At 70.0% G+C, this 23,745-nt stretch carries 21 protein-coding genes; 15 read left to right on the plus strand and 6 right to left on the minus strand.

What is annotated here, in order from left to right:
* The first annotated feature begins 83 nt into the window (after positions 1–83).
* The 7 genes from ACZ5KV_RS05355 to ACZ5KV_RS05385 all read left to right on the plus strand — a co-directional run bounded on the left by ACZ5KV_RS05355 (position 84) and on the right by ACZ5KV_RS05385 (position 6,549).
* The gene (locus ACZ5KV_RS05355) at positions 84–269 is read left to right on the plus strand and encodes a hypothetical protein (RefSeq protein WP_464241314.1); all 186 of its coding nucleotides are present in this window, start codon (positions 84–86) and stop codon (positions 267–269) included.
* Positions 270–370: 101 nt separating this feature from the next.
* On the plus strand, positions 371–1,510 hold the full coding sequence (locus ACZ5KV_RS05360) for an ABC transporter substrate-binding protein (RefSeq protein ID WP_464241812.1): 1,140 nt from the start codon (positions 371–373) through the stop codon (positions 1,508–1,510).
* Positions 1,511–1,514: 4 nt separating this feature from the next.
* A complete protein-coding gene (locus tag ACZ5KV_RS05365) occupies positions 1,515–2,396 on the plus strand; it encodes a branched-chain amino acid ABC transporter permease (RefSeq protein WP_464241315.1) in 882 nt (293 codons plus the stop codon).
* Positions 2,397–2,400: 4 nt separating this feature from the next.
* Positions 2,401–3,378, plus strand: coding sequence for a branched-chain amino acid ABC transporter permease (locus tag ACZ5KV_RS05370; protein ID WP_464241316.1), 978 nt, complete (start codon positions 2,401–2,403; stop codon positions 3,376–3,378).
* Positions 3,368–4,144 (plus strand): ABC transporter ATP-binding protein, encoded by a 777-nt coding sequence (locus ACZ5KV_RS05375; protein ID WP_464241317.1) that lies wholly within the window; start codon positions 3,368–3,370, stop codon positions 4,142–4,144. The genes ACZ5KV_RS05370 and ACZ5KV_RS05375 overlap by 11 nt, the downstream gene beginning before the upstream one ends.
* Positions 4,145–4,156: 12 nt before the next feature.
* The gene (locus tag ACZ5KV_RS05380) at positions 4,157–4,888 is read left to right on the plus strand and encodes an ABC transporter ATP-binding protein (RefSeq protein ID WP_464241318.1); all 732 of its coding nucleotides are present in this window, start codon (positions 4,157–4,159) and stop codon (positions 4,886–4,888) included.
* A 359-nt stretch (positions 4,889–5,247) separates the two neighbouring features.
* Complete coding sequence (locus tag ACZ5KV_RS05385; RefSeq protein ID WP_464241319.1) at positions 5,248–6,549, plus strand: phenylacetate--CoA ligase family protein; 1,302 nt, start codon at positions 5,248–5,250, stop codon at positions 6,547–6,549.
* 104 nt (positions 6,550–6,653) lie between these two features.
* Here ACZ5KV_RS05385 and budA read toward each other — a convergent pair whose 3' ends face one another.
* From budA to ACZ5KV_RS05405, 4 genes are all read right to left on the minus strand, one after another.
* The gene (gene budA / locus ACZ5KV_RS05390) at positions 6,654–7,469 is read right to left on the minus strand and encodes an acetolactate decarboxylase (protein WP_464241320.1); all 816 of its coding nucleotides are present in this window, start codon (positions 7,467–7,469) and stop codon (positions 6,654–6,656) included.
* A gap of 219 nt (positions 7,470–7,688) precedes the next feature.
* Entirely contained in the window at positions 7,689–7,919 is a 231-nt protein-coding gene (locus ACZ5KV_RS05395; protein ID WP_464241321.1) for a hypothetical protein, read from the minus strand.
* Positions 7,920–8,205: 286 nt separating this feature from the next.
* Positions 8,206–9,666: a sigma-54-dependent transcriptional regulator gene (locus ACZ5KV_RS05400; protein WP_464241322.1), complete on the minus strand. Its 1,461-nt coding sequence runs from the start codon at positions 9,664–9,666 to the stop codon at positions 8,206–8,208.
* 21 nt (positions 9,667–9,687) lie between these two features.
* Entirely contained in the window at positions 9,688–10,821 is a 1,134-nt protein-coding gene (locus ACZ5KV_RS05405) for a sensor histidine kinase (RefSeq protein ID WP_464241323.1), read from the minus strand.
* A 206-nt stretch (positions 10,822–11,027) separates the two neighbouring features.
* Here ACZ5KV_RS05405 and ACZ5KV_RS05410 point away from each other — a divergent pair, with 206 nt between their 5' ends.
* From ACZ5KV_RS05410 to ACZ5KV_RS05445, 8 genes are all read left to right on the plus strand, one after another.
* Complete coding sequence (locus ACZ5KV_RS05410; RefSeq protein ID WP_464241324.1) at positions 11,028–11,363, plus strand: hypothetical protein; 336 nt, start codon at positions 11,028–11,030, stop codon at positions 11,361–11,363.
* A gap of 67 nt (positions 11,364–11,430) precedes the next feature.
* A complete protein-coding gene (locus tag ACZ5KV_RS05415; protein WP_464241325.1) occupies positions 11,431–12,978 on the plus strand; it encodes a DUF4139 domain-containing protein in 1,548 nt (515 codons plus the stop codon).
* 123 nt (positions 12,979–13,101) lie between these two features.
* Entirely contained in the window at positions 13,102–14,505 is a 1,404-nt protein-coding gene (locus tag ACZ5KV_RS05420) for a sigma-54-dependent transcriptional regulator (protein ID WP_464241326.1), read from the plus strand.
* 226 nt (positions 14,506–14,731) lie between these two features.
* Positions 14,732–16,714, plus strand: coding sequence for a methyl-accepting chemotaxis protein (locus tag ACZ5KV_RS05425; RefSeq protein WP_464241327.1), 1,983 nt, complete (start codon positions 14,732–14,734; stop codon positions 16,712–16,714).
* A 297-nt stretch (positions 16,715–17,011) separates the two neighbouring features.
* The gene (locus ACZ5KV_RS05430; protein WP_464241328.1) at positions 17,012–19,030 is read left to right on the plus strand and encodes a methyl-accepting chemotaxis protein; all 2,019 of its coding nucleotides are present in this window, start codon (positions 17,012–17,014) and stop codon (positions 19,028–19,030) included.
* Between the two features lie 57 nt (positions 19,031–19,087).
* Positions 19,088–19,606, plus strand: coding sequence for a chemotaxis protein CheW (locus tag ACZ5KV_RS05435; protein ID WP_464241329.1), 519 nt, complete (start codon positions 19,088–19,090; stop codon positions 19,604–19,606).
* A 12-nt stretch (positions 19,607–19,618) separates the two neighbouring features.
* Positions 19,619–19,990 (plus strand): response regulator, encoded by a 372-nt coding sequence (locus ACZ5KV_RS05440; protein ID WP_464241330.1) that lies wholly within the window; start codon positions 19,619–19,621, stop codon positions 19,988–19,990.
* A gap of 63 nt (positions 19,991–20,053) precedes the next feature.
* Positions 20,054–22,759 carry a PAS domain S-box protein gene (locus tag ACZ5KV_RS05445; RefSeq protein ID WP_464241331.1) on the plus strand — a complete coding sequence of 902 codons (2,706 nt, stop codon included), beginning with the start codon at positions 20,054–20,056 and terminating at the stop codon, positions 22,757–22,759.
* Between the two features lie 93 nt (positions 22,760–22,852).
* Here the strand turns inward: ACZ5KV_RS05445 and ACZ5KV_RS05450 are convergent, their stop codons facing one another.
* Complete coding sequence (locus ACZ5KV_RS05450) at positions 22,853–23,155, minus strand: Dabb family protein (RefSeq protein WP_464241332.1); 303 nt, start codon at positions 23,153–23,155, stop codon at positions 22,853–22,855.
* 50 nt (positions 23,156–23,205) lie between these two features.
* A complete protein-coding gene (locus ACZ5KV_RS05455; RefSeq protein ID WP_464241333.1) occupies positions 23,206–23,700 on the minus strand; it encodes an acyl-CoA thioesterase in 495 nt (164 codons plus the stop codon).
* Between the last annotated feature and the right edge of the window lie 45 nt (positions 23,701–23,745).

Here is a 23,745-nt window from a genome sequence, read left to right on the forward strand (position 1 = left end):
GACGGCACGCAAGCCGCCGGGGGAACGCCCCGGCCCGGCCGGGCGGCCCGCAACCACGATTCCGCACCCTCAGGAGGACGCGCATGACCCGCACCGCCGCCAACGCCCTGGCCCTGGCCAGGCCCCGCGCGGTCCGGCGTGCCCCCGTCCCCCCCGGCGCCCGCCGCGCCGCCGCCACCGCCTTCCCCGCCGCCACCGCCCGCCCCATGGCCCAGCGACTTTTCCGGGGCGTGACGGGCACGGGCGGCATCTTCCAGTTTAGCCGCTAGCTCCCCGGTTTTTTCGGCAAGGACGCGCGCGCCGCCCCCGGCCCGCCGTCCCGGTTCCCTTTCCGTTCACCATCGACCCAAGGGAGTTCCGCATGAAAACCATGCGCCTTTTCGCCGTTCTGGCGGCCGTGTGTCTGATGACCCTGTCCCTGGCCCCGGCCCGCGCGGCCGAGCCCGTCAAGATCGGCGCCGTGCTCTCCGTCACCGGCCCGGCCTCGTTCCTCGGCGAGCCCGAAAAGAACACCCTGCTGCTGTTGCAGGACCGGATCAACGCCGCCGGAGGCATCCTCGGCAGGCCCCTGGAACTGGTCGTCTACGACGACGAGACCGACGTGAACAAGTGCGTGCTCGCCGTGGACAAGCTGCTCAAGAAGGACCGCGTCGTCGCCGTCATCGGTCCCACCGTCTCGGGCAACACCCTGGCCGTGATGAACAAATTCCCCGCCGCCAAGGTGCCCATGGTCTCCTGCGCCGCCGCCGAAAAGATCGTGCAGCCCGTGAACCCCTGGGTCTTCAAGACCCCGCAGTCCGACCGCCAGGCCGTGGCCCGCATCCTGGACCATCTGCGTCAGGCCGGGCTTTCCAGGGTCGCCATCCTCACCGTGTCCGACGGCTACGGCCAGGCCGGGCGCGCCGTGCTGGCCGAAACGCTGCCCGCCGGGGGCTTCACCCTTGTGGCCGACGAAATCTACGGCCCCAAGGACACGGACATGACCCCCCAGCTCACCAAGATCAAGGGCCTGAACCCCGACGCCATCATCTGCTGGGGCACCAACCCGGGCCCCGCCGTCATCGCCCGCAACCGCGTGCAGCTCGCCGTCCAGACCCCGCTGTACATGAGCCACGGCGTGGCCTCGGGCAAGTTCATCGAACTGGCGGGCGAGGCGGCCGAGGGCCTGCTGCTGCCCGCCGGGCGCATGATCGCCGTGGAACAGATCGAGGACGGCAACCCCCAGAAGGACGTGCTCGCCGCCTACGTGGCCGACTACGCCGCGCGCTTCGGCACCCCGCCCTCCACCTTCGGCGGCTACGCCTACGACGCCCTGGCGCTCATCAAGGCCGCCATCGAAGCCTCCGGCTCCACCGAACCCCAGGCCATCCGCGACGCCCTGGAAGCCACCACCGGCTTCGTGGGCGCCACCGGCGTGTTCAACTTCACCCCCGAGGACCACAACGGCCTGGACCCCTCCTCCTTCGTCATGGTCGCCATCGAAAACGGCGGCTGGAAGGTTCTGCGGTAACGCCATGGACGCGGCCAGCCTGCTGCAATACCTCATCTCCGGCCTGACCGTGGGCAGCACCTACGGCCTGACGGCGTTGGGGTTCACCATCATCTTCAACACCACCGGCATCATCAACTTCGCCCAGGGCGAGTTCGTGATGCTCGGCGGCATGCTGGCCGTGATCCTCGGGCAGGTTCTGGGCCTGTCCCTGGTGCCCGCCGTGCTCGGCGCGGTGGTGCTGACGACCCTGGCGGGCGGGCTGGTCGAACGGCTGGCCATCCGCCCCGCCCGGGGCGCCAGCCCCATCCAGCTCGTCATCGTCACCATCGGCGTGTCCATCCTCATCCGCGGGCTGGTCATGCTCCTGTGGGGCAAGGACACCTTCGCCCTGCCCCACTTCTCGGGCATGCGGCCCATCCTCATCGCCGGGGCGGCCATGCTGCCCCAGAGCCTGTGGGTTCTGGCCGTGACCCTGGCCCTGCTGGCCGCCCTGCGCACCTTCTTCACCGCCACCATCCACGGCAAGGCCATGCTCGCCTGCTCCTACGACCCCGGAGCCGCCGCCCTGGTGGGCGTCAACGTGCGGCGCATGGTCCTGGCCTCGTTCATGCTCTCGGCTCTGGTGGGCGCCGTGGGCGGGGTCATCCTCGCGCCCCTGACCATGACCGCCTACGACGTGGGCATCCTCCTCGGGCTCAAGGGCTTCGCGGCCTGCATTCTGGGCGGGCTGGGCAACCCCTTCGGCGCCGCCGCCGGAGGGCTGATCCTCGGTGTGCTCGAGGCCTTCGGCGCGGGGCTCGTGTCCTCGGCCTACAAGGACGCCATCACCTTCATCATCCTGCTGGCGCTGCTCTTCGCGCGGCCCACGGGGCTTTTCGGCGCCAAGAGCGCCGACAGGGTCTGACCCCGTGAGCCACGGCGCCAAAAACCTCGCGGCCCTGGCGGCCTTCGCGGCGCTCGTCGCCGCCACGCCCTGGCTTTTGCCCAATGACTACTATCTGTCCACCCTCATCCTGGCCTTCCTGAACGCCATGGTCGTCATCGGCCTGAACCTGCTTCTGGGGTACGCGGGGCAGATCAGCCTGGGCCACGGCGCGTTCTACGGTCTTGCGGCCTACACCACCGCCGTGCTCACCGCCGCCCACGGCTGGCCCATCGGCGCGGGCTGCGTGGCCGGGGTGGCGCTCACCGCCGTCGTGGCCTATGTCATCTCCATCCCGACACTCAAGCTCTCGGGCAACTCCCTGGCCATGGCCACCCTGGGCTTCGGGCTCATCGTCTACATCGTCTTCAACGAGGCCATCGATATCACCGGCGGCCCCAGCGGCTTCGTGGGCATCCCGCGCCTCGCGCTCTTCGGCCACGTTTTCGAGTCCGACCTCGAATACTACTTCCTCACCGGCGGGGTGCTGACCCTGCTGGCCTGGGCCGCCCTGAACCTCATCGACTCGCGCGTGGGCCGCGCCATGCGCGCCATCCACACCAGCGAGCGCGCCGCCGAGGCCGCAGGCATCGACATCACCGGCGCCAAGCGCTTCATCTTCGTGCTTTCGGCGGCCTACGCGGGCGTGGCCGGAGTGCTCTACGCCCACTACCTGTCCTTCGTGGCGCCGTCGTCCTTCGGCTTCCATTTCTCGGTGACGCTCATCGTCATGGTCGTACTGGGCGGCATGGCCAGCGTCTGGGGCGCCGTGGCCGGGGCCGTGTTCCTCACCGCCCTGCCCGAGTTCCTGCGCGCCTTCGAAGACGTTGAGACCCTGCTCTACGGCGCCATCCTCGTCCTGTGCGTCATCTTCGTGCCCCAGGGCATCGCCGGAGGCGTCTCGCGGCTGGCCCGCGCGCTGTCGGCCCGCCTGCTGCCCGCCCGGAGGCCCCATGTCCGCTGAGCCGCTGCTGCGCTGCCAGGGCGTCACCGTGCGCTTCGGCGGCGTCACCGCCCTGGCCGATGTCGCCCTGGACGTACGCCCCGGAACCATCACCAGCGTCATCGGCCCCAACGGCGCGGGCAAGACGACCCTGCTCGGCGCAATCACCGGCATGGTCCGCCCGGCCTCGGGCGCCGTAGCCCTGAGCGGGCGCGACATCACCGCCCGACCGGCCCACGCCCGCGCCCGCGCGGGCATCGTGCGCACCTTCCAGAACCTCGAAGTCTTCACCAACATGACCGTGCTCGAAAACGTCATGACCGGCTGCCACCGCCACGTGCGCTACTCCGCCCTGGCCGCCCTGCTGCGCACCCCGCGCTACCGCCGCGAAGAGCAGCGCTGCCGCGCCCACGCCATGGACAGGCTGGCCTTCGTCGGCCTGGACGACCTGGCCCAGGCCCCCGCCGGAGACCTGGCCTTCGGCCAGCAGCGCGCCCTGGAGCTGGCCCGCGCCATAGCCGCCGACCCCGCGCTGCTGCTGCTCGACGAACCCGCAGCCGGATTGAACATGGCCGAAACCCGCGCCCTGGGCGCGCTCATCCGCCGCATCCGCGACGACCTCGGCGTCACCGTCGTCCTGGTCGAACACGACATGGACCTCGTCATGACCATCTCCGACGAGATCATGGTCCTCAACCACGGCTGCAACCTCGCCCTGGGCACGCCCCAGCAGATCCAGAAGAACCCCGAAGTCGTGCGCGCCTACCTGGGCGACGACGACCTCTAGAGGCCGCCACCAGTGCTGACCCTGCGCAACATCGACATCCACCACGGCAAGATCCACGCCGTCAAACGCGCCTCCCTGCACGTGCGCCCCGGCGAGATCGTCGCCCTCATCGGCGGCAACGGCGCCGGCAAGACCAGCACCCTGACCACCATCTCCGGCCTGCACCGCCCAAGCGGCGGCGAAATCGTCCTGGACGGGCGCGACATCACCCGCGCCGCCCCCGACGCCATCGTCCGCCTCGGCCTGTCCCACGTGCCCGAGGGCCGCAAGGTCTTCAAACCCATGCGCGTGGAAGACAACCTGCACCTGGGCGCCTACCACCGCTGGGGCCGCAAACACCGCGCGCGCATCGCCCAGGATCTGGAAACCGTCTACACCATGTTCCCCGTGCTGCTCTCCCGGCGCACCCAGGCCGCGGGCACCCTCTCCGGCGGCGAGCAGCAGATGCTGGCCATAGGCCGCGCCCTCATGGCCCGGCCGCGCATGCTGCTCCTCGACGAGCCCAGCATGGGCCTGGCCCCCCAGGTCAGCCGCGAAATCTTTCGCCACGTGCGCGAACTGCGCGACCGCTTCGGGCTGACCGTGCTGGTCGTCGAGCAAAACGCGCGTCTGGCCCTGCGCGTGGCCGACCGGGGCTACGTCCTGGAAACCGGACGCATCATCCTCCAGGGCCCCAGCGAGGAACTGCTGGAAAACCGCGACGTGCAGCGCGCCTACCTCGGCCGCGACCTGGACGCCGGGTAGCCCCGGGGCGCAGCCCCGGGCCCCGCCAGGGGGCGCCGCCCCCTGGACCCCCGCAAGGGGCCGACGGCCCCTTGACCCCGCACGCCGGTCCGGGAATGCTGCGGCGGGGGACCGCCGCAGCATTCCCGGACCGGGGGGACAGGGCGGAGAGGGGAAAAATTTGGGGCGAGTATGCGGACCAGAAAGAATGCCCCGGGCCGCCCTCCCACCTCCCCCAAAGAGCGCCTTTTCAGGGAAGGGGGAGAGGGTCCGGGAGAGGGGGCGGGGGGAACCCCGTTTTCGGCGCTTGGAGAAAAGGGGGTTCCCCCCCTCTCCGGCGCACGGCCGCGAAACACGAGACACCGCGAGGAGCAGCGACCATGTACTTCGATGCCGAATATGAGTGTATGCCCCGTCAGGCGCTGGAGCAGGTGCAGCTTGAGCGCTTGCAGTCCACGCTCTACCGCATCTCGCGCAACGTGCCGTTCTACCGCAGGAAGTTCGAAGCCATGGGCCTGGATACCGACGATGTGCGCGATCTGGCCGACGTACGCAAATTGCCCTTCACCACCAAGGAGGATCTGCGGCTGAACTACCCCTACGGCATGTTCGCGGTGCCCATGCGCGAGGTCGTGCGCCTGCACGCTTCCAGCGGCACCACGGGCAAGGCCGTGGTCGTCGGCTATACGAAGAACGACGTGCGCCGCTGGGCGCGGCTGGCCGCACGGGTGCTCACGGCGGGCGGCGTCACCAAGGACGACGTGGTGCAGATCGCCTTCGGCTACGGGCTGTTCACCGGCGGCTTCGGCTTCCACTACGGCGCGGAGCTGCTGGGTGCCTCGGTGGTGCCCAGCTCCCACGGCAACACCGAGCGCCAGATCCAGATCATCCAGGACTACAAGACCACGGCCCTGGTCTGCACCCCGGGTTACGCCCAGTATCTGGCCAAGCGCATGTACGACGCGGGCATCAACGTGAACGCCCTGACCCTGCGCCACGGGCTGTTCGGCGGCGAAACGTGGAGCGAGGCCATGCGCGAGGCCATCCAGGACGGCCTGAAGCTCACGGCCACGGACAACTACGGCCTGTCGGAAATAATGGGCCCCGGCGTGGCCGGGGAGTGCCTGGAGCAAAACGGGCTGCACCTGAACGAGGACCACTTCCTGGCCGAGATCGTGGACCCGCAGACCCTGGAACCCGTGGCCGAAGGCGAGGTCGGGGAACTGGTGCTGACCACGCTGACCAAGGAAGCCTTCCCCATGCTGCGCCTGCGCACGGGCGACCTGACGCGCTTCCTGCCCGGGCGCTGCCCCTGCGGGCGCACCCACCGCAGGCTCGACCGCATCCAGGGCCGCACCGACGACATGTTCATCCTTAAGGGCGTGAACGTCTATCCCCGGCAGGTGGAGAACGTGCTGGCGACCATCGAGGGCATCGACCCCTGCTTCCAGATCGTGCTGGAGCGCGAGGACGGGCTGGACCGGGGCACCGTCCTGGTGGAAGCGGGCACCGACGAGTTCTTCGACGAAATCAAGAAGCACCAGATGCTCTGCGCGGAAATCCACCGCAAGCTGGAGTCCGTGCTCGGCGTGGGCTTCGCCGTGCGCATCGTGGAGCGCGCCAGCCTGTTCGAGGACCAGGCCTGCAAGACCCGCCGCGTGGTCGACAGGCGCACGTTCTAGACCCTGCCGGGCGGAGCCGGGAACGCAAAAGGCACGAGGCCGCGCATCCTTGGGGATGCGCGGCCTCGGTGCGTCTGGCCGGAGCGGGCCGGGAGGGCGCGGAGCTACTGCTCCACGCGCTTCAGCTCGGCCTCGCGGTCGGGGGCGAGGTTCACGGCGGCGAAGGCCGGGGTGGCGGGCAGGGTCAGGGCCAGGGCGGTGGTCGTGTCCAGCTCGAAAACCACCGGGCCGGTGAAGCGCACGTCGAGCATGTGCCCGCCCGCGTCGCGCGCGGCGCTCAGGTAGTGCAGGTGGAAGCCGGGCACCCCGGCGGCCTTGGCGAAGGGCGGGCCGTAGAGGCCCACGATGTCGCCGCTGGTGTGCGTCAGGCTGAATTCGGGCTGGGAGGCCGTGACCTCGGCCAGAGGCCGGAACGGCCGCGACTGGCGCGGCACGCTGCGCGTCCTGACCAGCTCGAACCCGCCCCGGGCGCGCACGGCGTAGAACATGTTCGCGCTGGGCAGGGCGGCGGCGAGGCGCGCGGTCAGTTCGGCCAGGGAGCCCACGTTCTCCAGGGTCACGCTGAAGTCCGGCGCAAAGGGCGTGACCTGGGCAAAGGGCGTGGTCTCGTCGGCGGGCACGGGTCGCGCCACGCCGTCGGCGCTCACGCGCCAGGCCGCGCCGTCCAGCACGACCATCTCGCCGTCCAGGGCGTCGAAGGTGCCCAGGCCCAGGTCGCCGTGGCGCAGCAGTTCGCCCACGGGCACGGCGCCGTCGTAAACCCCGGCCAGCAGGGCGTCGATGGTCGAAACCTGCCACAGGGTGTCGTGCCCCGGCTCGGCCTCCCCGGCGCGGACCACGGCGGCGGAGGCCAGCACGGCCAGCATGTACAGGACGATTCCCAACAGGATCTTGACGATGAGGCGGGTACGCTTGCTCAATGGGAACCCCTCGGGTGAATGAAATCGGCGTCGTTTTACCAGCCCATGGTCCAAAAGGAAAGCGGCGCGTGAGTGCTGCGGTCGGGGGCAAAGGAAGAACCGCCTTCCGGGGGGGAGGAAGGCGGTTCGGGGGGGAGGAGGGGACGTTTGTTGGGGGGTGCCCCCTCCCAAGGCTCCGAAGGCTGCGCAGGTAACGCCCCCGGAGCCGGATTGGTACAACTAGCAGGCCTCGGCGCGGGCGGATTCGGTCTTGCATCCGCAGCGGGCATCCACAAGCTCGAAGCCCTTGAGCAGCGGGGCCAGATACAACCACTGTCGGGCACTGCACTCCGGGCACTCGTCGGCCACGTGCACGGTCCAGCAGACGGTGCACAGCCGGGCTTCCTCCAGGGCGATGCCTTCATTCGAAGCCTTGCGGGCCAAGTGAAAAATGGTATCGGCGGTGGTCATTGTCGTGTCCTCCACCTGCCCTTTAACAAGACCCGTGCCAAAACCGCCCCCCTGGAGGATGCGCCAGCTTTCTGCAATGAAACCAGAATATTGCTTCTGCGAGGCGCGGGAATGAATCGACTGCCTTCTGGTGCCTCGCCCGGAGTGTGTCCAGAATAATCAGACTTGCCTATAAAAAATAGACGGCATCCAAAAGAACAGGACGCGCAACGGGAAGCCGCCCGGGGGCTGGCCGACCAGGAATGCGTGATGGCGACGGGAAAAGCCGGGCGCTGGGGAGCGGCGCCTAGCGGCGGGCCAGACCGTGTTTTTGCAGAATCTGGTACAGCCGGGCCCGGGAAACGTCGGCCTCGGCGCAGCAGCGGCGCACGTCGCCGCCCGTACGGCGCAGCAGGTGGCCGAAGTACTCGCGCTCCGCGGCGCCCACCACGGCCTCGCGGTAGGCGGCCCAGGGCTGGTCCAGCCCGGGGGGCCCGGGGGGCCCGGGGGGCGCGGGCGACCCGGACGGCGCGGCCGCCTGGAGCCCGGAAGCCGGGCCCGGGGTGTCGGCCGGAGCCGCACCCTCGCGCGAGACCAGCGTGCGCGCGTAGCTCACGCGCACCTCGTCGGGCAGGTGCTTCAGGTAGAGCACGGCCTCGGGCCCGGCGGCGGCCAGGGAGCGCTCCAGGCACTGCACCAGCTCGCGCACGTTGCCCGGCCAGGGGTAGGCCGTGAGGGCCTCCATGAACTCGGGCGAGAAGTCCTTGCGCCCGAAGCGCCCGGCGGCGGCCAGCTTTTCCATTTGCAGGGCCACGATCTCCGGGATGTCCTCGCTGCGCTCGCGCAGGGCGGGCAACTCGATGCTGAAGGAGCGGATGCGGAAGAGCAGGTCTTTGCGGAACTCGCCGCGCTCGACCATGGCTTCCAGTTGGCGGTTGGTGGCCGCCACAAGGCGGAAATCGCTGCTGCGCTCGGTCTTGGAGCCCACGGGGCGGAAGGTGCGGTCTTCCAGCACACGCAGGAAGGCCCGCTGCATGGAGAACGGCAGCTCGCCCACCTCGTCCAGGAACAGGGTGCCCCCGTCGGCCAGGGCCACCAGCCCCTCGCGGGCCTTATCCGCCCCGGTGAAGGCGCCCTTGACATGGCCGAAGAGAATGGACTCGACCAGGGTTTCGGGCAGGGAGGCGCAGTCCACCACCACGAAAGGCTGGGCCGCGCGCGGGCTGTTGGCGTGGATGGCCCGGGCGAAAAGCTCCTTGCCCGTGCCTGTTTCGCCGGTGATGAGCACGCTTGCGCCCGATTCCCCGGCCAGGGCCACGGTGTGCATCAACGCGCGCATGAGCGCGCTGGCCCCGGCGATGCCCTTGCGCAGGATGGTCCGCTCGTCGCTGCGGGCGCGGCGGTCTTCGCGGTAGCGCACGGCCCGGGCCAGAGGCGCCATGACCGTGGCCATGTCCAGCGGTTTGGCCACGAAATCCCACGCGCCCTCACGCATGGCCCGCTCGGCCACCTGCGCATCGCCCGCGCCGGTGATGACGATAACCTCGGGCCGCCCGGGCGAGTCCAGCAGCCGGGGCAGGATGTCCAGCCCCGTGCCGTCGGGCAGGTACACGTCCTGGAAAACCACGTCGTAGGGCCGGGCCTCGGCCTCGGCCAGCCCCTGGGCCAGGCTGCCCGCCGTGGCGCAGCGGTGGCCCTGTTCCTCGACCATGTCGCAGAGCATTTCGCGGACCATGTGGTCGTCGTCGATGATCAGTACGTTGGCCATGCGCCGCCTCCCCCCCGTGGGCTACCTGTCGGCGCAGGGCAGCGCGGCCGTGGCCCGCGTGCCCTTGCCGGGTTCGGATTCCAGGGTCAGCCGCCCGCCGTGGCTGCGCACGATGCCCTGCACGATGGCCAGCCCCATGCCCGTGCCCTGGCCCGAGGCCTTGGTGGTGAAAAACGGGTCGCAGGCCCGGCGCAGCACCTCCGGCGCCATGCCCGGGCCCGTGTCGGCGATCTCCAGGGTCACCGCGTGACGGGGCTCCTGGGCGGCGTCGGCGCCTTCGGCGGCCTGTTCGCGCGCGGCGCACGGTGCAAGGCGCACGGCCAGCCGCCCGCCCCCGGCGCGCATGGCGTCCACGGCGTTGACCATCAGGTTCAGGGCCACCTGGTGCATCTGGGTGGCGTCGGCGCGCACGGGGCACGGCCCGGAAGGCGGCGCGTAGTCCACCGCCACGCCCGGGGGCAGCGTCGCCCGCACCACATCCAGGGCCTCTTCGATCACCCCGGCCATATCCACGGGTTCGCAGTCGGCGGCGGCGGGGCGGCTGAAGTCCAGCAGCAGGCGCACCAGGGAACGCGCGCGCACCCCGGCGCGGTGGATGCGGTCGAACATGCGGTGCAGCGGGTCGGCCTCGGGCGCCCGGCGCAGGCCCATTTCGGAATAGCCGATAATGGCCGACAGGATGTTGTTGAAATCATGGGCCACGCCGCTGGCCAGGGTGCCCACGGCCTGCATCTTCTCGGCCTGGCGCAGGCGCTGCTCCTGGGCGCGCAGTTTGCGTTCCATGGCCGCGCGGTACAGGGCGGTCTCCACCGTGATACGCAGGTGGGTGTGCTCGAAGGGCTTGACCAGATAGCCGTAAGGCGAGGTGGGCTTGACGCGCTCCACGGTCTCGCGGTCGGTGTAGGCGGTGGAAAAGATGATCGGGATATCGAGGTGCTCGCGGATGGCGGCGGCGGCGGCGGTGCCGTCCATGACTCCGGCGAGCATGATGTCCATGAGCACCAGGTCCGGGTGCTCGCGCAGGGCGAAGGCCACGGCGTCCTCGCCGCGCGGGATGACCGCGAGGACCTCGTAGCCGAATCCTTCCAACGCGTGCCGGATTTCCCTGGCGATGATGGCTTCGTCCTCGACGACGAGAATCCTGCCCTCGGACATGGCGCCTCCCCTGGCCTCCGCCGGAAAATGTCCAGCGGAAGTACACATCCTTTATCAAAAAACTGGACAAAGGCAAGGCGCGCGGCCCGCTGAGCGGGCGATCAAAGCAGCCGCCACCCTTGAGCTCTTGGCGGGGACGCTGTATGAGAAGGCCCAACGGGCCGGGTCCTGTGGCCGGGCCCGCACCAAACCCGAAGAGGAGCGCAATGCAAGCGGGACGCGTGGAATACGAAGGCTGGATTTATGGCGTGGGCGAATGGCAGTACAGCAAGCTTTCCAAGCTGCTCAAACGCGCCTTCGAAACCGTGGAATACGTCTACCTGGAGGAGAATACCGGGAGCATCCGCGTGGAAGGCCCCAGCGCCATGTTCGAGGAGAGCGACGAAAACCTCGTGGCGACCTTCGACCTGCTCGTGGAGCAGATCACGCCCCAGGGCAAGGGCCTCGTCCTGGCCCGCGCCTGGGACCAGCGCGGCACGGCCCGGGTCGAAGCCTTCGTCTTCGGCCCCGGCGAATGGACGCGCCGCGTCCTGGATATCTAGCACCGGGGCCGCCCGGGGGGAGCGGGCCCGCACGTCACCGCGCGCGCCGCGCGCAAGGGGGAACACCATGACCGCGACCCGGTTGTGTCTCGTCGTCGCCGTGGCCCTGCTGGGCCTCGCTCCGGCCCCGCTGCGGGCTCGGGCCGAAGTCGTTTCGGCCGTCCTGTATCCCGGCTCGGCCCTGGTCACCGAGGAGCAGACCCTGACCCTGGCCGCCGCCGAAGGGTCGGCCGTGGGCGTGGCCACGCTGCCTGCGGGCGCGGACCCCGACTCCCTGGCCCTGCGGGCCCTGGGCGACGCGCCGCCCGCCCTGGCGGGCGTGGAGGTGCGCGCCGTGCGCCGCGTGGACGAGGGCCGCGTGGGCGAGGTACGCGCGGCCCTGGAGCGCGAGGACGCCAAGCGCCAGGCCCTGGCCGACGCCCTGGCCGCCCGCGAGGCCGGGGCCCGCTTCTGGAACACCCAGGCCGGGGCGCCCCTGGAGCGGCCCGCCGAGGCCCCGGCCCTGGCCGCCGCCCTGCGCCAGGGCCTGGAGACCGAACTGGCCGCCGCCTCGGCCCTGCGCCGCGACCTCGCGGCCCGACAGGCCGTGGTGGACGATCTGCGCGCCGAGCTGGAGCGCCTGACCGGCGGGGCCGAAACAGTGCTCGAGGCGCGCGCGACCTTCCACGCCGAGCCCGGGACCCGGGTGCCCGTGCGCCTGAGCTACCGCCTGCCCGACGCGGGCTGGACCCCGACCTACATTCTCGACGCCCGGCCCGCCGAAGGCGCGGTGCGCTTCGCCTGGGAGGCCACGGTCTGGCAGGGCTCGGGCCGCCCGTGGAAAAACGTGGCCCTGGCCCTGGCCACGGCGGAGTTCCGCACCGGGGCCACCCCGCCCGAGCTGTGGCCCTGGGAGCCCCGGCCCGCAGTGCCGATGCCCAAGGCCGAGCCCGCCATGCTCATGCGCGCCGCCCCGGTCATGGAGACGGCAAACGACGCCGCCGCTGGCGCCGCCATGGCCCCGCGCACCCAGGGCGCCGTGTTCGACACCTACGACGCGGGCCGGGCCACCCTGGCCTCGGGCGACCGCCTGCGGCTGCCCATCGCCCGCCAGACCTGGCGGGCCGACTTCGACTACCTCGTGCGGCCCTATGCCGAGCCGCGCGCCTATCTGCGTGCGCGCGTGACCCTGGACGCCGCCCCGCGCATCCCCTCCGGGCAGGCCGACCTGATGCTGGAAGGCGCCCTGGTGCAGCGCGTGCCCTTCGAGCTGGCCGAGGCCGAAACCGAGCTGTTCTTCGGGGCCGACCCGCAACTGGCCGTGACCTTCCGCAGCACGGACCGCGCCTCGGGCGAGGCCGGGCTGTTCGGCGGGCGGGGCCGCCACCGCTGGGCTTGGGAAGTGACGGTCCAAAACGGCAAATCCGGGCCCGCTCGCATCAGTGTGCAGGACCGCCTGCCCCGCCCCGGCGACGAACGCATCAAACTCGAAAAAACCCTGGGCGGCGGCGCCCGCGAGGAGGACGACGCCGTGATCTGGGACTTCGAGCTGGCCCCGGGCGCCGGGCGGACCGTGGAATACGGCTACACCATCACCTGGCCGGGCGATATGGACCTGGACCTGGGTGGCCGCTAGCCCCTCGCGGAACCATGGCCGCAAGCCGCGACGGCGCCTGTCATGCGCCGCCGCGAAAGCGCTTCCGCCATCCGCAAAGTTGTGTAAGCATGGCCTGGAATCACATGAAGGAGCCCCAGGGCCATGGCCAGGATTCTCATAATCGACGACGACGAGCCCATCCGCGAACTGCTCTGCGCCGCCGTGGAGCGCATGGGGCACGAGGCCCGGGCCGCAGCCTGCCTGAATGATGCCTTCCGCCTCGCGCGCGATACGGATTTCGACGTACTCTACCTCGACGTGCGCCTGCCCGATGGAGACGGAATCGCGGCCATGCCCCGGCTTTGCCAGGAGCCCGACCCGCCGGAGGTCATCATCATCACCGGCGAGGGCGACCCCGACGGCGCCGAACTGGCCACGCGTAGCGGCGCCTGGGACTACATCGAAAAACCCTGCTCCCTGGAGCGCATGACCCTGCCCCTGTCGCGGGCCTTGCAATACCGCGCCGAAAAGCGCCGCGCCGCGCCCATGGCCCTGCGCCGCGAGGCCATCATCGGCGCCAGCCCCGGCATCGGCGCCTGCCTGGATCAGGTCGCCCGCGCGGCCTCGGGCCCGGCCGACGTGCTCGTGGTCGGCGAAACGGGCACGGGCAAGGAGCTCTTCGCCCGGGCCATCCACGACAACACCCCCGGCGCGCGGGGGCCCTTCGTCACCGTGGACTGCGCGGCCCTGCCGGACACCCTGGTGGAAAGCCTGCTGTTCGGCCACGTGCGCGGCGCCTTCACCGGCGCCGAGCAGGCCCGCGCCGGGTTGGTCAAACAGGCCGACGGGGGCACCCTGTTCCTGGACGAGGTCGGCGAGCTGCCCCTGCCGGTGCAGGCCAAATTCCTGCGCGTGCTCCAGGAGCGCGCCTTCCGCCCCGTCGGCGCCACCGCCGAGGAGCGCAGCCGCTTTCGCCTTGTGGCGGCCACCAACCGCGACCTGGACGCCCTGACCGCGCGCGGGGCCTTCCGCACCGATCTGCTCTACCGCCTGAAGACCCTGGTCCTGGAGCTGCCGCCCCTGCGTCGGCGCCGGGAAGACCTGGGGCCTCTGGTGCTGCATCGCCTGGCGGAGCTGGGCCACCGCCACAACCAGGGCACCAAGGGCCTGACCCCGGAGTTCCTGGAGGCCCTGGGCGCCCATTCCTGGCCAGGCAACATACGAGAATTGTTCAATGTACTGGAGACGGCCGTCATCGCCGCCCAAGGCGAGCCGACCCTCTTCCCCCGCCACCTGCCCGTGGACCTGCGCGCGCGCATCGCCCGCGAGGCCGTGGCAGACCGGCGCTGCGCGGCTCCCCCCGTGCCGGGGGCGGCCCCCGGCGAAGGCTTTCCCACCTGGCGCGTCTACCGCGCCCAGGCCGTGGCCGACACCGAGCAGCGCTATTTCACCGAACTGCTGCGCCACTCCGCCGGTGACCGCCGCACGGCCTGCCGTCTGGCCGGGCTGCGGCCCGCCCGGCTCTACCAGCTTCTGGGCAAGTACGGCCTGCTCGGCCAGCAATAGACCTTCCTGCCTCCCGCGCGCCGCCTCCGGCCCGCGGCCTTTCCGTCCCGCCGCCCTTGCGGCGGCGTCCCCGACGTATTTCCCGTTGACCGTGACTGAGGAAAGGCTATTGTCAAGTCAGGAGGTCTTCCGCGCCGTTCATCTCGCGCCAACCATCCGGGGTTTGCGGGCCCCGCGGGCCGTTCCCCCTGCGGCCCGGCGGACATGCCCGCGCAGAGAGGTAACGATGTTCAAAAACCTGAAGCTGGGAATCAAACTGGGACTAGGCTTTGCCGTGGTCCTGCTGCTCACCGCGGCGGTCACGGGCCTGAGCTGGAACAGCATGCTCGGGGCCAAGAACAGGAGCGCCAAGGCCGAGGACATGAACGCCCTCAACATCGCCATGTTCAACGCCCGCATCAGCGTCTACAACTATTTCCTGCAAGCCGACGAGGACTCTTCCACCCGCTTCGCCTCGCACATGGCCACCCTGGAGGAAATCGCCAAGACCACCCGCGAGACATACCGCATCCCGGCCGACCAACAGACTGTGGACTCCATCGCGGCAGCAGCCGCGCACTATACGGATTTCTTCAACACCTACGTCCGCCTGCAAAATGAACGCACCAACATGCTGGGCGGCGTCACGAGCAATGCGGCGACCCTGGAAAAAAACCTGGGCGACCTGATGGAAGCCCTGCGCGCCCAGGTCCGCCAGGGCAACCTGTTCACCGCCTTCGACGCCACCGCCCAGGCCAACATCCAGTTCCTGAACCTGCGCGGCATCGCCAAGGACTACATCGCCAGCCCCGACGCCGGGGAACTGCAACGCATGAACGAAGGCTTCGCCCTGCTGCTGGAAGACCTGGAGGCCCTGCGCGCACTCGTGCCCGAAGCCCAGCGCCAGGCCCTGGGCCAGGCCGAGCGTGCCGCCCGGGACTACCGCGACGGCTTCGGCGCCTATGCCCAGGCCGCCGGAAAGCAGGAGGAGGCCCGCACGGCCATGGGCGCCGAGGCCCAGGGGCTGATCACCTCCGCCGAAGCCTTCGGCGCCAGACAGACCGAGATCATGCGCCAGGGCATGGACTCCGGCCTGCGGCTGATCCTCATCGGCGCAGGCGTGGCGCTGGTGGTGGGCGTCCTCGCCGCCCTGCTCATCACCCGGGCCATCACCGGGCCGATACGCAAGGGGGTCGGCTTCGCCCAGGCCATCGCCGCCGGCGACCTCGGCGCGCGCATCGACGTGGACCAGAAGGACGAGATCGGCCAGTTGGCCGCCGCCCTGCAAAACATGGTCGCCAAGCTCTCGGAGGTCGTCGGCGAGGTGCAGAGCGCGGGCGAGAACGTGGCCTCGGGCAGCGAGGAGCTGTCGGCCTCGTCCGAAAGCCTGTCCCAGGGCGCCACGGAGCAGGCCGCCAGCGTGGAGGAAGTTTCCTCGTCCATGGAGCAGATGGCCGCCAACATCCGCCAGAACGCCGAAAACGCCCGCGAGACCGAAAAGATCGCCATACAGTCCGCCCAGGACGCCGAGGCGGGCGGCAAGGCCGTGACCGAGACCGTCTCGGCCATGAAGGACATCGCCGACAAGATCTCCATCATCGAGGAAATCGCGCGGCAAACCAACCTGCTGGCGCTCAACGCCGCCATCGAGGCCGCCCGCGCGGGCGAGCACGGCAAGGGCTTCGCCGTGGTCGCCGCCGAGGTCCGCAAGCTGGCCGAACGCAGCGGGTCCGCCGCCGCCGAAATCAGCGAGCTGTCCTCCTCCAGCGTGGAGGTCGCCGAGCGCGCCGGGACCATGCTGACCAAGATGGTGCCCGACATCCGGCGCACCGCCGAGCTGGTGCAGGAAATCGCCGCCGCCAGCAACGAGCAGAACTCCGGCGCCGAGCAGATCAACAAGGCCATCCAGCAGCTCGACCAGGTCGTCCAGCAGAACGCCTCGGCCTCCGAGGAAATGGCCTCGACCTCCGAGGAACTGTCCTCCCAGGCGGTGCAGCTCCAGCAGACCATCAGCTTCTTCCGCCTGGAAGGCGGCGCCAGGCGCAAGGGGCAGGCCAAGCCTGCGGCCCGCACCGTGATCGCCGCCCACGCCACCCCGCCGCGCAAGCTCGCCGCCGCCCAGGCCAAACCGCCCAAGGAACCCAAGACCGGCGGCAAGGGCCCCGAGACAGGCATCTCCCTGGACATGGGCGGCACCGACGCCGACGACAAGGACTTCGAACGCTTCTAGGCTCCCGGGGCCTTCGATCTCCACGGCGGGACCATCGGCCCCCGCCCGGCATGCCGGGCGGGGGTGTTCCGTTTTTGTCGGAAGTTTTCCGATAAAAGCGGAATTAAAATATGATGTAAGTGGAATCGCGGATGTCGAAAATGGCGGCGCGAAGAAAAAAGTCAGTTATTTCAATATATTTTTGTATCGCGGACATGGTATGATTCTTGTTTTCCCCGAGCACCAAAATCCACCAAAATGCCGTCTGCCGGGAGGCCGCAGATGGTCACACATGACCAAACCTCGGAGGAAACTCTCGTGTTCAAAAATCTGAAGCTGGGTGTGAAGCTGGGTCTTGGGTTCGCCGTCGTGCTCATCCTCACGGCAGGAGTCGCGTTCATCGGCTCAAGCGGTCTGTCCTCGGTGGAATTCCGGGTGGGCAACGCCGACCGGGTCTTCACCATCCTGCGCAAAAGCCTGGACGCGCGCATCGCGGAAAAGAACTTCATCCAGCGCGGAGACGCCAAGTACAAGGACGAGATCACAGGCATCGTCAAGGAAATCCTGGCCCAGACGGCGGAACTCAAAAACCGCTTCACGCAACAGGAAAACCGCGACCAGATGGACGAGATCGCCAAGGCCGTCACCGAGTACGAAACGGCCTTCCAGGCGTACGCGGCCCTGGAAACCCGGCGCCAGGAAACCATGGAGGAAATGCGCACGACGGCTCGCCAGACACTGACGGTCGCCAATGCCATCGCCGACGACCAGCAACACCAGCTTGAGGAGATGATGGCCCGGGGCAGCGCCGACCGCGCCAGCGTCATGGACCGCGCGAACAAGGTCCACAACGCCGGCCAGCTCGCCCAGATATTCCTGAACGCCAGACGTTTCGAAAAGGAAGCCATCATCTCCGAAGACCAGCAATACGTGGAGGCCGCGAACAAGGAAGTAGCCACCCTGCTGGGCAAGACGACGGAACTCAAGGCCTCCTTCCGCAATCCCGCCAACATCGCCCAGGCCGAGGCCGTGCTGACTGCGGTCAACGTCTACTCCAAGGCCTTTACCGCCTATGTCGCCCTGATGCGCCAGCAGGACGAGGCCGAGGCGACCATGGTCGCCGCCGCACGCAAGGCCCAGGAAATTTGCGGCGCCGCCCGTCTGGACCAGGACAACAAGATGAACGCGGAAATCGCCGACAGCACGACCATGGTCTACAGCGGCGCGGGGGTGGCCCTGGTCATCGGCATCCTCGCCGCCCTGCTCATCACCCGGGCCATCACCGGGCCGGTGCGCAAGGGGGTCGGCTTCGCCCAGGCCATCGCCGCGGGCGACCTCGGCGCACGCCTCGAGCTGGACCAGAAGGACGAGGTCGGCCAGTTGGCCGCCGCCCTGCAAAACATGGTCGCCAAGCTCTCGGAGGTCGTCGGCGAGGTGCAGAGCGCGGGCGAGAACGTGGCCTCGGGCAGCGAGGAGCTGTCGGCCTCGTCCGAAAGCCTGTCCCAGGGCGCCACGGAGCAGGCCGCCAGCGTGGAGGAAGTTTCCTCGTCCATGGAGCAGATGGCCGCCAACATCCGCCAGAACGCCGAAAACGCCCGCGAGACCGAAAAGATCGCCATACAGTCCGCCCAGGACGCCGAGGCGGGCGGCAAGGCCGTGACCGAGACCGTCTCGGCCATGAAGGACATCGCCGACAAGATCTCCATCATCGAGGAAATCGCGCGGCAAACCAACCTGCTGGCGCTCAACGCCGCCATCGAGGCCGCCCGCGCGGGCGAGCACGGCAAGGGCTTCGCCGTGGTCGCCGCCGAGGTCCGCAAGCTGGCCGAACGCAGCGGGTCCGCCGCCGCCGAAATCAGCGAGCTGTCCTCCTCCAGCGTGGAGGTCGCCGAGCGCGCCGGGACCATGCTGACCAAGATGGTGCCCGACATCCGGCGCACCGCCGAGCTGGTGCAGGAAATCGCCGCCGCCAGCAACGAGCAGAACTCCGGCGCCGAGCAGATCAACAAGGCCATCCAGCAGCTCGACCAGGTCGTCCAGCAGAACGCCTCGGCCTCCGAGGAAATGGCCTCGACCTCCGAGGAACTGTCCTCCCAGGCGGTGCAGCTCCAGCAGACCATCAGCTTCTTCCGCCTGGAAGGCGGCGCCCGGCGCCAGACCCGGCCCGCCGCCAAGGCCAAGCCCGCGGCGCACACCGTGGTCACCGCCCACGCCGCCCCGCCGCGCAAGCTCGCCGCCCACACCGCCGCGCCCAAGCCCGGCGCGGGGGGCGGCCCCGGCATATCCCTGGACATGGACGGCGAAGACGGCAACGACAAGGACTTCGAACGCTTCTAGACCGGCCCGCCCGGCTCCCCCCCCGGCGGGGCCGGGCGCTTGCCCCGGAGGACTCTCATGGCCATGCATATCGACAACGACACCAACCAGTACCTGACCTTCAGCCTGGACGGCGAAGTCTTCGCCCTGGCCATCGCCCAGGTCCGCGAAGTGCTGGAGCTTTCGTCCATCACGCGCATTCCGCGCACGCCGCCCTTCATGCGCGGGGTCATCAACCTGCGCGGCCACGCCGTGCCCGTGGTGGACATGCGCCGCAAATTCGGCATGAACCGGGCCGACGACACCGTGAACACCTGCATCATCATCGTGGAAACCGCCTACGCGGGCGAAGCCGCCATCCTCGGCGCCCTGGTCGACTCCGTGCGCGAGGTGGTGGAGCTGCCCCCGGCGGCCATCGAGCCCGCCCCGCGCATGGGCACGGCCATCCGCGCCGACTACATCATGGGCATCGGCAAGCGCGACGACCGCTTCGTCATCGTTCTGGACATCGGGCGCGTCTTCTCCGAACAGGAGCTGGAGATGCTCGCCGCATCCGACGAGACGCAGGACGAACGCGCCCAGGCCCCGGCGGCCTAGGCCCGGCACGCCATGGCCCTGATCCTGGTTGTGGAGGACGACCGCCTGGTGCGGCGGCTCGTGCGCGAGGTGCTGCGCGCGGCGGGGCACAACGTGCGCACCGCGGTGGATGGTCGCCGGGGCCTGCGCCTGCTGGCCTCGGCGACCTTCGACCTGCTGCTCACCGATGTGCTCATGCCCGGCTGCGACGGGCTGGAGGTCATCCAGCAGGCTCACCGGCTGCGCCCGGGCATGCCGATCATCGCCATGTCCGGCGGCGGCCAGTGGCTGAAGCCCGACAAATGCCTGAACCTGTCGAACAGGCTCGGCGCCGACCGCACCCTGATCAAGCCGGTGAGCCCCCAGCGCCTGCTGGATGAAATCCGCGACCTGCTCGGGGCCTAGGCGCAAGAATTATTTTTGCGCCCCCCTGGCGCAGGGCCCTCCAACGGATGCATTCTGTACGACATGACCCGTGTGCTCATCGCCGACGACGAAGCCGTCATCCTGCTGCACCTCGAACAGGCCCTGGCGCCCCTGGGCTTCGAGGTCGTCGGCCTGGCGGGCAGCGCCGAACAGGCCACGGCCCTGGCCCGGGAGCTGCGGCCCGACGTGGCCCTGATCGATGTGGTCCTGCCCGGAGCCTACAGCGGGCTGGACGCCTGCCGGACGATCCAGGAAGAACTGGACATCCCCGTGGTGCTCATGAGCGGGCACAGCGACGCCACGCATCTGGCCCAGGCCCGGGCTGTCCGGCCCCGGGGCTATGTGGTCAAGCCCTTTTCGCCCGGGCAGGTGGCCGCCGCCCTGCTCATGGCCCTGGGCAACGAGCCCCGGGGCAGTGCGCCCGCCCCCGCCCCTGCCCCCGCCCCCGTCCCTAAACGCCCCCGCCGCCCGCGGGGCCGGGCCGGCTTCCAGGCCGACCTGCGGCTCGCCGAACACTGCCTGGCCGGGGTCTGGATCCTGGACCGCCAGGGCGTGACCCTCTCCGCCAACCGCAGCCTGGCGGAGATGCTCGGCCTGATGCCCCGGCAGATGGTCGGCAGGCATTGCAGCGAATTCCTGGACCGCGCCAGCCAGGCCGAGACCCAGCGACGCCTGGAAAAATGCCTCCAGGGTTTCTCGGCGCAATACGACCTGTGCCTGCGCAGCGTCACGGGCTGCGCCGTGTGGGCCATCTGCTCCCACAGCCCCCTGCCCGGCCCCGGCGGCCAGCCCCGGGGCTCGCTGCTGGTCGCCACCAACATCACCTACCGCAAGTTCGCCGAGGCCTCGCTGCTGGAAAGCGAAAGCCGCTTCCGCCAACTGGTGGAGAATCTTTCGGAAGTCTTCTGGATCACGGAGTTCGAGTCCGGCCGGGGGCTGTACGTCAGCCCCAGCTTTCAGGCCGTATGGGGCCGCACGGAGCTGGATTTCCTGGCCCGGCCCCAGGTGCTGCGCGAAAGCGCCCACCCCGAGGACCTGGCGCGCCTGGCCCAGGCAAGGGAGCGCTTCCAGGCCGAACACGAGCCCTACTGCGTCGAATACCGCATCCTGCGCCCCGACGGCCAGATGCGCTGGGTGCGCACCAAGACCTTCGCCGTGCTCGACGCCTCGGGCCGCCCCTACCGCGCCGTGGGCATCAGCGAGGACATCACCGAACCCCGGCGCGCCGCCCGGGAGCGCGACCGCCTGGCCCGGGCCATCGAACAGGTCGGCGACGTGGTCATCATCACCGACCCGCGCGGCACCATCCAGTACGCCAACCCGGCCTTCGAGCGCATCAGCGGCCAGCCCCGGCATTCGGTTCTGGGCCGGAACATGGCCATGCTGGAATCCACCGTGGACGACGCGGTCTACCTGGGCAGCCTGCAACGGGCCCTGGCCGGAGGCGAAACCTGGAACGGACGCTACAGCTACCAGCGCCCCGACGGCGCGCGCCGCGAGGTTCGCGCCACCCTGGCGCCCATCTACGACCAGGGCCGCGTGGCCCACTACGTGTCCGTGCAGCGCGACGTGACCGAGGAGATGCAACTCGAAGCCCAACTGCACCAGGCGCGCAAAATGGAGGCCCTGGGCACCCTGGCCGGAGGCATCGCCCACGATTTCAACAACATCCTCATGGCGATCATGGGCTTCAGCGAGCTGGCCATGGCCGAGGCCCCCGAGGACTCGCGGCTGCGCTCGCGGCTGCGGCGCGTACTCCAGGCCGGGGAGCGCGCCCGCGACCTGGTGCGCCAGATTCTGGCCTTCTCGCGCCGGGGCGAACTGGAGCGTGCGCCCCTGGAACTGGGCCCGCTGGTCAAGGAAACCCTGGCCCTGCTGCGGGCCACCCTGCCCGCCAACATCGCCATCCGCCGCGACATCGACAGCCAGGCGGGCACCACCCTGGCCGATCCCGGGCAGATTCACCAGATCGTCATGAACCTGTGCACCAATGCGGCCTACGCCCTGGAACACGCGGGCGGGGGGACCCTCTCCGTGCACCTGGGCCGCAAGACCGTGGCGCCCGGCAGCCCCGCCCTGCCCTCCGGGCAGTGGCTGGCCCTGGAGGTGGTCGACGACGGCCCGGGCATCCCCCCGGACGTGCTGGAGCGCGTGTTCGATCCCTTCTTCACCACCAAAGCCCCCGGCGAGGGCACGGGCATGGGCCTGGCCGTGGTCCACGGCACGGTCCACAACCTGGGCGGAACGGTGCACGTGGACAGCGGCCCGGGCCGGGGCGCGCGCTTCACCGTGCTGCTGCCCCCGGCCCCGCCCGGGGAGAGCGCCCAGGACGGCCCGGTACCGCCCCAGCTCGGGGGCACCGAGCGCATCCTTTACGTGGACGACGAAAACGCCATCGCCGACCTGGCCGCCCAGACCCTGGGCAGCCTGGGCTACGCCGTGACGGCCTGCGCCTCGCCCGACGAGGCCCTGACCCTGCTGGACAGCCCGGAGCCGCCCTTCGACCTGCTCGTCACCGACCAGGCCATGCCCGGGCTCACCGGGCTGGGTCTGGCCCGCGAGGCCCGGCGGCGCCACCCCGGCCTGCCGGTGATCCTGTGCACCGGCTTTTCACGCGCGGCCTCGCCCCAGTCCCTGCGCCGCAACGGCGTGGCGCGCATGCTGCTCAAACCGTTCACCCTGCCGGATCTGGCCCGGGCCATCCGCACCGTGCTGGCGGCCCAGGGTGCCGCGCCCGGCAAGCGGTGAGCCGCCCGGGCGCCGCCGGGACGGCGCCCGGCACAAAAAAGGGGGACCGCGCCGGCGGTCCCCCTCCCTTGCCTGAGCCCTGGCGGCGGAGGCCTAGCAGTGGTAGTCCACGGCCCGGCGCTCGGCCACGACGCCCTTGATGAAGGCCACGCACTTCTGGTGTTCGGGGTGCTCCTGGTAGGCCAGCATGGCCTCCAGGGACGGGAACTCGCTATACAGACACACGTCGCTGGCCGTGGGGCCCTCGACCACGTTCAGCCCGACCTCCAGGGTCAGCACCCCGGGAACCTTTGCGGGCAGCGCTTCGAGCATCTGCTGCATCTTCTTGGCGTTTTCGGCCTTGGTGGCGCCCTCGGCCTCGTCCTTGAGCTTCCACATCACGATGTGCTTGAGCATCGGGTGTCTCCGGCGGTTGCGGTTGGGGGGATGCGGGGGAAAAGGGGCTGCTAGCCTTCGCCGCCCTGGGAGCGGCGCTCGCTGGCCTTGAGGGCCAGGCGCACCCGGCGACGCTCCTCGGCCTCGCGCCAGCGGCGGTGGTCCTCCCCGGTTTCCAGCACCAGCCCGGGCACGGGCGTGGGCTTGCCGTCGGGGTCCAGGGCCACGAAGGTCAGGTAGGCGGAGTTGGTGTAGCGCAGCTCGCCGGTAACCAGGTTCTCGGCCTCCACGCGCACGCCGACCTCCATGCTCGTGCGGCCCACGTAGTTCAGGCTGGCCTTGAAATAGACCAGCTCGCCCACGTGCACCGGGCGCAGGAAGTCCATGCGGTCCAGGCTGGCCGTGACCACGTTGCCGCGCGCGTGGCGCATGGCCACAGTGGCCGCCGTGATGTCGATCTGCTTGAGGATCACGCCGCCGTGGACGTTCCCGGCGAAGTTGGCGTCCTGCGGCAGAAGCCGCTGGGCCATGACCACACTCGAACTTTCCTTGCGCTTGGGCTGCATTCAGGTCTCCACTGTGCTGCTTTTCGGGGCGGGCGCCCCGGTGGG

The sequence above is a fragment of the Desulfocurvus thunnarius genome, from assembly GCF_055390965.1.